At 68.2% G+C, this 6,409-nt stretch carries 5 protein-coding genes; 2 read left to right on the plus strand and 3 right to left on the minus strand.

Annotated features, from left to right (window positions below):
* From ACFQ4E_RS20260 to ACFQ4E_RS20270, 3 genes are all read right to left on the minus strand, one after another.
* A partial coding sequence (locus tag ACFQ4E_RS20260; RefSeq protein ID WP_386806353.1) for a hypothetical protein occupies positions 1-854 on the minus strand: 854 nt, incomplete at its 3' end.
* A 66-nt stretch (positions 855-920) separates the two neighbouring features.
* The gene (locus ACFQ4E_RS20265; RefSeq protein WP_386806354.1) at positions 921-1,508 is read right to left on the minus strand and encodes a hypothetical protein; all 588 of its coding nucleotides are present in this window, start codon (positions 1,506-1,508) and stop codon (positions 921-923) included.
* Between the two features lie 55 nt (positions 1,509-1,563).
* Positions 1,564-4,125 carry a hypothetical protein gene (locus tag ACFQ4E_RS20270; protein WP_386806355.1) on the minus strand — a complete coding sequence of 854 codons (2,562 nt, stop codon included), beginning with the start codon at positions 4,123-4,125 and terminating at the stop codon, positions 1,564-1,566.
* Between the two features lie 311 nt (positions 4,126-4,436).
* On the opposite strand from ACFQ4E_RS20270, the gene htpX reads away from it, so the two are divergent.
* A complete protein-coding gene (gene htpX / locus ACFQ4E_RS20275) occupies positions 4,437-5,360 on the plus strand; it encodes a zinc metalloprotease HtpX (RefSeq protein WP_386806356.1) in 924 nt (307 codons plus the stop codon).
* Positions 5,361-5,497: 137 nt separating this feature from the next.
* Positions 5,498-6,409, plus strand: a 912-nt coding sequence (locus ACFQ4E_RS20280) for an iron-containing alcohol dehydrogenase (RefSeq protein ID WP_386806357.1), incomplete at its 3' end; no start/stop codon positions are given.

Consider the following 6,409-nt stretch of genomic DNA (forward strand, 5'->3'; position numbering starts at 1 on the left):
GTCGGGCTCCAGGCGCGGAGCGCGGCGGCGGGAGTGGCGCCGGTTCGGGTGACGCCCAGAGCCTGGATGCGCGGGTTCGCGCCGCCGCCTCCGTCGCAGCGCAGGAAGACGCCTCCGTCGCGCGAGACGATGTTCTCTGGCTGCACCGGCATCCCGGCGGCGGTGAGGATGTGCAGGTCGACGCCCGCGCCGTGACCAGTAGGATGGGCGTTCAGGTAATGCGTCCGCAGCACGCCCGGAGAGACCGGCGGGCCATCAAGCGTCAGGTGATCGAGGCAGATCTCGATCCCCGCCGCCACCGTCGCGCCGCCCGGCACGGCGGCGGTGAAGAAGGGATCCTGGCTGGCCTCCAGGACCCGCGCCTCGGCCACGTCATGGCGATCCCAGATCTCGGGACCGCGGCGCAGACCGTCGATCTGACTCAACCGCTCTTTCTGCCAGGAGTGCAGGAGCCGACCGTTCTGCAGGATCAGCGCGCTGTTATGCACCATCGCCTGGCCGCTCTTCTGCGGCTCCTGCCACCAGACCGTGCCGAGGCACCAGAGCACCTCCGGAAAGCTGGCGCTGATCGTGTTCAGGTAGGGCTGGATGTTGAAGAACGTGTCGCGCCGGTAGGGCAGCGTGTCGGCGCGCTTGAAGAAGAACTCGGGCGCGAGAAAGACCGGCAGCACGTCATGGGCAACATGCGGCGCGACATGTGCCTTGATCATGTCGCGCTGAAGATTGGCCTGAAGCGTGAGGCTTTCCTCTTCGCTCAGATCGGCGGGATCGACCCCATGCCCGGCCAGGATCGTGTTGATCGCGGTCTGGTCGCTGGTGTCGATATCGAAGGAAAAGAGCTGGACGGAGGGCATGGGAGGTCTCCTGAAACGAGGGGCCGGGGTCCGGGCGCGGCGGGTGGCCCGCGCCCGGACGCGGGCTCAGCCGGCGATCTGGTTGAAGAGCGCCTTGAGCTGCTCGATGATCTTGTCGGAAGCGGTGATGATGCCCTCGAGCACCTTGATCCACGGCGACCCGGTGGGCATCTTCGCGATCGCCTTCTCGAGGAAGGGCTTGAAGATCAGCCATGCCTGCTCGACCGCCTGCCCGATATCGTTGCCCTTGGTGGGCGTCGGGAAGGGCGGGATCGGGTCGGGTTGCGGCACCGGCGCGTAGGGCTTTCCGGCATTGATGTCCTGGATCGCCAGCAGGAACTGCTGGTTCACGCCCTGAACCCCGGAATAGATCGCGTGCAGCCCGGTGACGATCTCGCTCGCCAGTTTCTTGTTCGGTACGAACTTGTAGACGAGGTTCGCCGCGGTGCCGAGCACGCCCGCGAAGGCGGCGGTGTATTGCGTCCAGGTGGTGAAGCTCGCGCAATCGGTGGCGGCCTGGCCGGTCAGCGAGCTCGAGCAGGCCTGCGGCGGATCGGTGTCGAGCGCGGCGTAGATCGTGACCGGCGCGTCACCCAGAACGAGGCGGTCGAAGGAGGGGATGATCGACGGGGGGGTGCAGACTTGAGCGTCCATTGGTGAGATCCTTTGAGTGAAAAGGTGGGGGTGGAAATGCGGGGGCGATGCCCCCTCAGTGACCCTTGGCCGCGAAGCCGAGGGAATTCATGATCGCCTGCGCCTGGGACAGCATCGCGTTGTCGATGATGTCGTTCGGTACGGTGATGTCCTCGCGCGTGCCGGTGCGCGTGGTGATGGTGGTCGAGTAGGTCTTGGTCTCGGAAAGCTCGGTAGTCAGCCCGGCGAGGCTCGTCTTGAGCGCCGCCGCGTTGGTCTGGAAGGTCGAGACCGCATCCGTCGAGAGCGTCGTCGCGGCCTGGCTGACCGAGGTGGCCATCGCGGTGAGCGGCAGCGCCTGTTCGGCCAGCCCCTCGGCGAAGCTCTCGAAGCTCTTCGGAGTGTTGGTGTCGGATTGCGCCATCGCCGTGATGACTTTCGCCGCGTCGATCCCGAAGGTCTTCATCGCGCTGTCGGCATCCGGACAGGTCGCGCTGGCGCCGAGCGCCTGCGGGGCGGGCTGGTTGTCCAGAAGCTCGATCAGCCCCGAAAGCGGGTCGACGATCGAGTTCACGACGCCCAGCACATGCACCGCCTGATCCGCGACCGGCAGCGCCTTGTCCGACAGGAGCGTGCTGTGCTGAGTGATGTCGGCGAGCACCGTCGTGTAGGTTCCGATGCCGCCCTGCACCGCGGTGACCGAGCCGGAAATCGCGGTGATGTGGCCGGTGATCGCGGTCAGCCGCGTCCGCAGGTCGGCGGCCGAGGCCTCGATCTGCGCGGCCAGCGTGTCGATCTGGTCCTTCGCCGTGTTGCCCTGGTTGGCGTCCTTGATCCGCGCCGCGCGCACCAGCGCGATGGTCTGGCCGAGGCTGAGCCGCCAGCCCTCGACCCGGCGCAGCGTGTCCTCGATCAGCGTGGCGTCCGGGAAGGCGGAGATCACCGCGCCCGTGGCCGCGTCGAGATCGCCGACCGCCTTGGTCAGCTTCGGGAGCGCCGTCGTCACCGCGCCCATCTTGGTGTTCTGATCCTTGGCCACGTCGACGAAGGGCGCGACGACGCTGTTGACGAAGGAGATGTTGAAGCCTTCGAGCACCGTCAGGATATGCACCGCGTCGCCCAGGAGCGCCGACATGTCCGCCACCTGGTGATCGAAGGTCGCGGGCAGTTTCAGCGCCGCGTCCATCTGCGCCAGCGCGCTTTCCAGCGACACCGCCTGCGGCGACAGCGTGTCGAGCGCGGTGACAAGCGTGTCGATCTCGGAGACGAGCGCCGCCGATTGCGGCCAGAGCTTGGGGTCGATCTTCGGCAGGTCGTCGGTGATCTCGGGCATCGCGACCAGCATCGAACGCGCGGCGGGACGGCAGCGCTTGGCCTGAAGCCGCGCCAGCGGTGACGGGTCCATCCGGCGGATGCGTCGCGGCGTGTAGGCAAGCCCCGCCGCGAGGCCCTTGGTGCCGGAGACCGGCTTCGTCAGATCGGGCGGCGTGGGCGGGAAGGGCGGCGCCTTGGCGGGCTTGTTGGGATCGAGCGGGGTCTGCGCGACGGCGCTGATCACCGTAAGGAGCGCGGTCTTGGTCGCGCTGCTGTCGCCCGAGCGGTACTGCCCGAGCGCGGTCTGGGTCGCGTCCCAGAGCGGCCCGGTCCCCGCCCCCTTGTCCGGCCCGAGACTGTCCGAGGTCGACTGGATCGTGTCATTGCCCAGATGCCCCTGAGCGAGATCCAGCACCGGCTTGATCCCGAGCTTGGCGAAGATCGCGTCCTCGGCCTTGTGAACGAGCGCGTCGAGCCCGGTTGCCTTGAGGATCGCGTCGATCACCGGCTTCAGGATCTTGTCGAAGACGCATTTCAGCGCGTCGAGCACCCATTTCAGCGGCTTGATCGCATCGACCAGGCGGTTGAACCCGTCCGAGATCGGCTGCAGCGCATGGGCCGCGTCCTCGATCCCGGTGAGCGCGTCGCGCCCCGCCTGCCCCATCGCGTGCATGATGTCCTGGAAGACCTTGGTAAGGTCCTTGACCCCGGTGCCGACCGCGCGGATCGCCGGATCGAAGACTAGAAGCGCCTTGCCCACGTCCTCCTGCACCGTGTTGAACGTGTCGAGCACCGCGGCCAGGTCGTCGGCGGGTTTGGTGCCCTTCAGCACCTCGACGATGGGCGAGGCGATCTCCGAGAGATAGTGCAGGATCTCGATGGTGTTGATGTAGCCCGGCACCTTCTGCGAGATTTCGACGGTCACCGCGCGGGCGTCGCCCAGCCCCGTGACGATCTCTTCCAGCACCTCGAGCACCGGCTTGATCACCTCGGTGTTGAGATCCTGCGCCAGGGTCAGCACATCGGCCAGCGCCTCGGCGCCCGCGTCGATCAGCCCGGCGATGACATCGGCGATCTCGCCCACGATCGGGATCGGCGAGAGAAACTCGAGCGCGCTGCCCAGGAGCTCGATCACCGCGTCGACGCCTTCGAACGCGGTGATGAGCTCGCCGAAATCCTTCAGGAGCGTGTCGATATCGGTCAGAAGCGTGTCGATCGCGTCGATCGGGGTCACCAGCGGCGCGAAATCCGTCAGGGTTGTGGAGAGATCCGAGAGCGTGCGCGCGAACGGATCGGCGGTCGGTGTGAGAAAGGTCGAGTTCATCGGGAAAATCCCTGTCTGAGGGGCCGGGGCCGGTTCTGAAATACAAGCGCTCCCAGTCGCTTGGAGAGGCCAAGCGGTGAACGCGTCTGGGTGGTGGAAGGACCTGCGGAACGAGTGAGACTCCGCGAGGTGACTCGCTAATAAGTTGAGCACATCTTTGGCACGAATGCGCGGACCCGGCTGTGACGCCGGTCACAGGGATGCCGGGCAGGCCGCTCACCGGCCGTCGTGGCGCGCCGCTTGGGCGCTTGTTTGCGCAAAAAGCCCCTCCATATCTTCTCGGGAGAAAAGAGCATGCCCCGGAGGTCGGAATGGGCTACGCGAAGACAGCCATGCTGATGGCGGCGATGACCGCGCTTTTCATGGGCGTGGGCTACCTGATCGGCGGCACAAACGGCGCGCTGCTCGCGCTGGTCGCCGCGGCCGTGATGAACGGCTTCGCGTGGTGGAACTCGGACAAGATGGTCCTGCGCATGCACAACGCGCAGGAGCTCGCCCCCGGGGACCGGCTGGGCCTCCACGCCCTGACCGCGGATTTGGCCCGGAACGCCGGCATCCCCGAGCCGAAGGTCTACCTGATCGACACGCCCCAGCCCAACGCCTTCGCCACCGGCCGCAACCCTGCGAACGGCGCGGTCGCGGTCACCTCGGGCCTGATCCAGAGCCTCACGCGCGAGGAACTCGCGGGCGTCATCGCCCATGAGCTCGCCCATATCCGCAACCACGACACCGCGATCATGACCGTCACCGCGACCTTCGCCGGCGCGATCTCGATGCTGGCCAATTTCGCGCTCTTCTTCGGCGGCTCGCGCGAGAGGATGGGGCTCGTCGGCACGCTCCTGATGATGGTCCTCGCGCCGATGGCGGCGGCGCTGGTGCAGATGGCGATCAGCCGGACCCGCGAATACGCCGCCGACAAGGCCGGGGCCGAGATCTGCGGCGAGCCGATGTGGCTGGCCTCGGCGCTCGAGAAGATCGCCATGGGCGCGGCCCGGATCGACAACCACGCCGCCGAGCGCAACCCGGCGACGGCGCATATGTTCATCATCAACCCGCTCCACGCGCACAAGCACGACAACCTCTTCGCCACCCACCCCGCCACCGAAAACCGCATCGCCGCGCTGCGCGAGATGCGCGTTGAGGGCGTTGCGCGCCCGCAGATGTCCGAGCGCCCGGTCACGGCAAGCCGCATCCCCAACACGCCCCAGAGCGCGCGGAAAGGGCCGTGGAGCTAAGAGCGCGACGGGCGGTCATGCAGACCGCCCCGAGGCTGCGCGGCGGATAAGGACAGCGGGCAACGGCGTTTCCCTTGCTCGCTCCGGCCCGCGCTCCATCTGTCGAGGAGCCGCACAATCGCGATCCGGAGACCCGCATGCCCGACACAGCCCCGCCCTCCAAGCTCGCCAGCTTCGCCTTCGCGACGGCCGGTGAGATCCGGTTCGGGCGCGGAGAGGCGCGGCGGGCGATACCGGACATTGCGGCGTTCGGGGCGCGGGTTCTTGTCGTGCATGGCTCGGACGCGGCGCGGGCTGCCTGGCTCATCGACGGGCTGACCGAAGCCGGAGCCCAGGTGACGACGCTTTCGATCACCGGCGAGCCGGATGTCGCGGGGATCGAAGAGGGCGTCCGGATGGCGCGGGAGGCGGGCGTCGAGAGCGTCGTCGCGCTCGGCGGCGGTGCGGTGATCGATGCCGGGAAGGCCATTGCCGGGCTCGTACCCTCGGATCGTGCGATAACCGACCACCTCGAGGTCGTGGGCCAAGGCCTGCCGCTCGACCGGGACCCCCTGCCCTTTACAGCCCTCCCCACCACCGCCGGAACCGGCGCCGAGGTGACGCGGAACGCCGTCATCTCCGTGCCCGAGGCGCGCCGCAAGGTGTCGCTGCGCGACGCGCGGCTCCTGCCGACGCTCGCCATCGTCGACCCGAGCCTGACCGACGGGCTGCCGCGCGCGGTGACGCTCGCCTCGGGGCTCGACGCGGTGACGCAGGTGATCGAGCCCTATGTCAGCCCGCGCGCCTCGGTCCTGACCGACGCGCTCTGCCGCGACGCGATCCCGCGCGGGCTCGGCGCGCTGATCCGGCTGATGGAGGACGACAGCGACAGGGACGCAAGCGACGCGATGGCCTGGGTCAGCCTCTCTGGCGGTCTCGCGCTCGCCAATGCCGGGCTCGGCGTCGTCCACGGTCTCGCCGGTCCCCTGGGCGGGCTCTCGGGCGCGGCGCATGGGGCGATCTGCGGCGCGCTCCTGCCGCATGGGCTGGCGGCGAACGGCGCCCATGCC

The organism is Litorisediminicola beolgyonensis, from assembly GCF_042679605.1.
In the GTDB taxonomy this organism is placed as follows: Bacteria; Pseudomonadota; Alphaproteobacteria; order Rhodobacterales; family Rhodobacteraceae; genus Litorisediminicola; species Litorisediminicola beolgyonensis.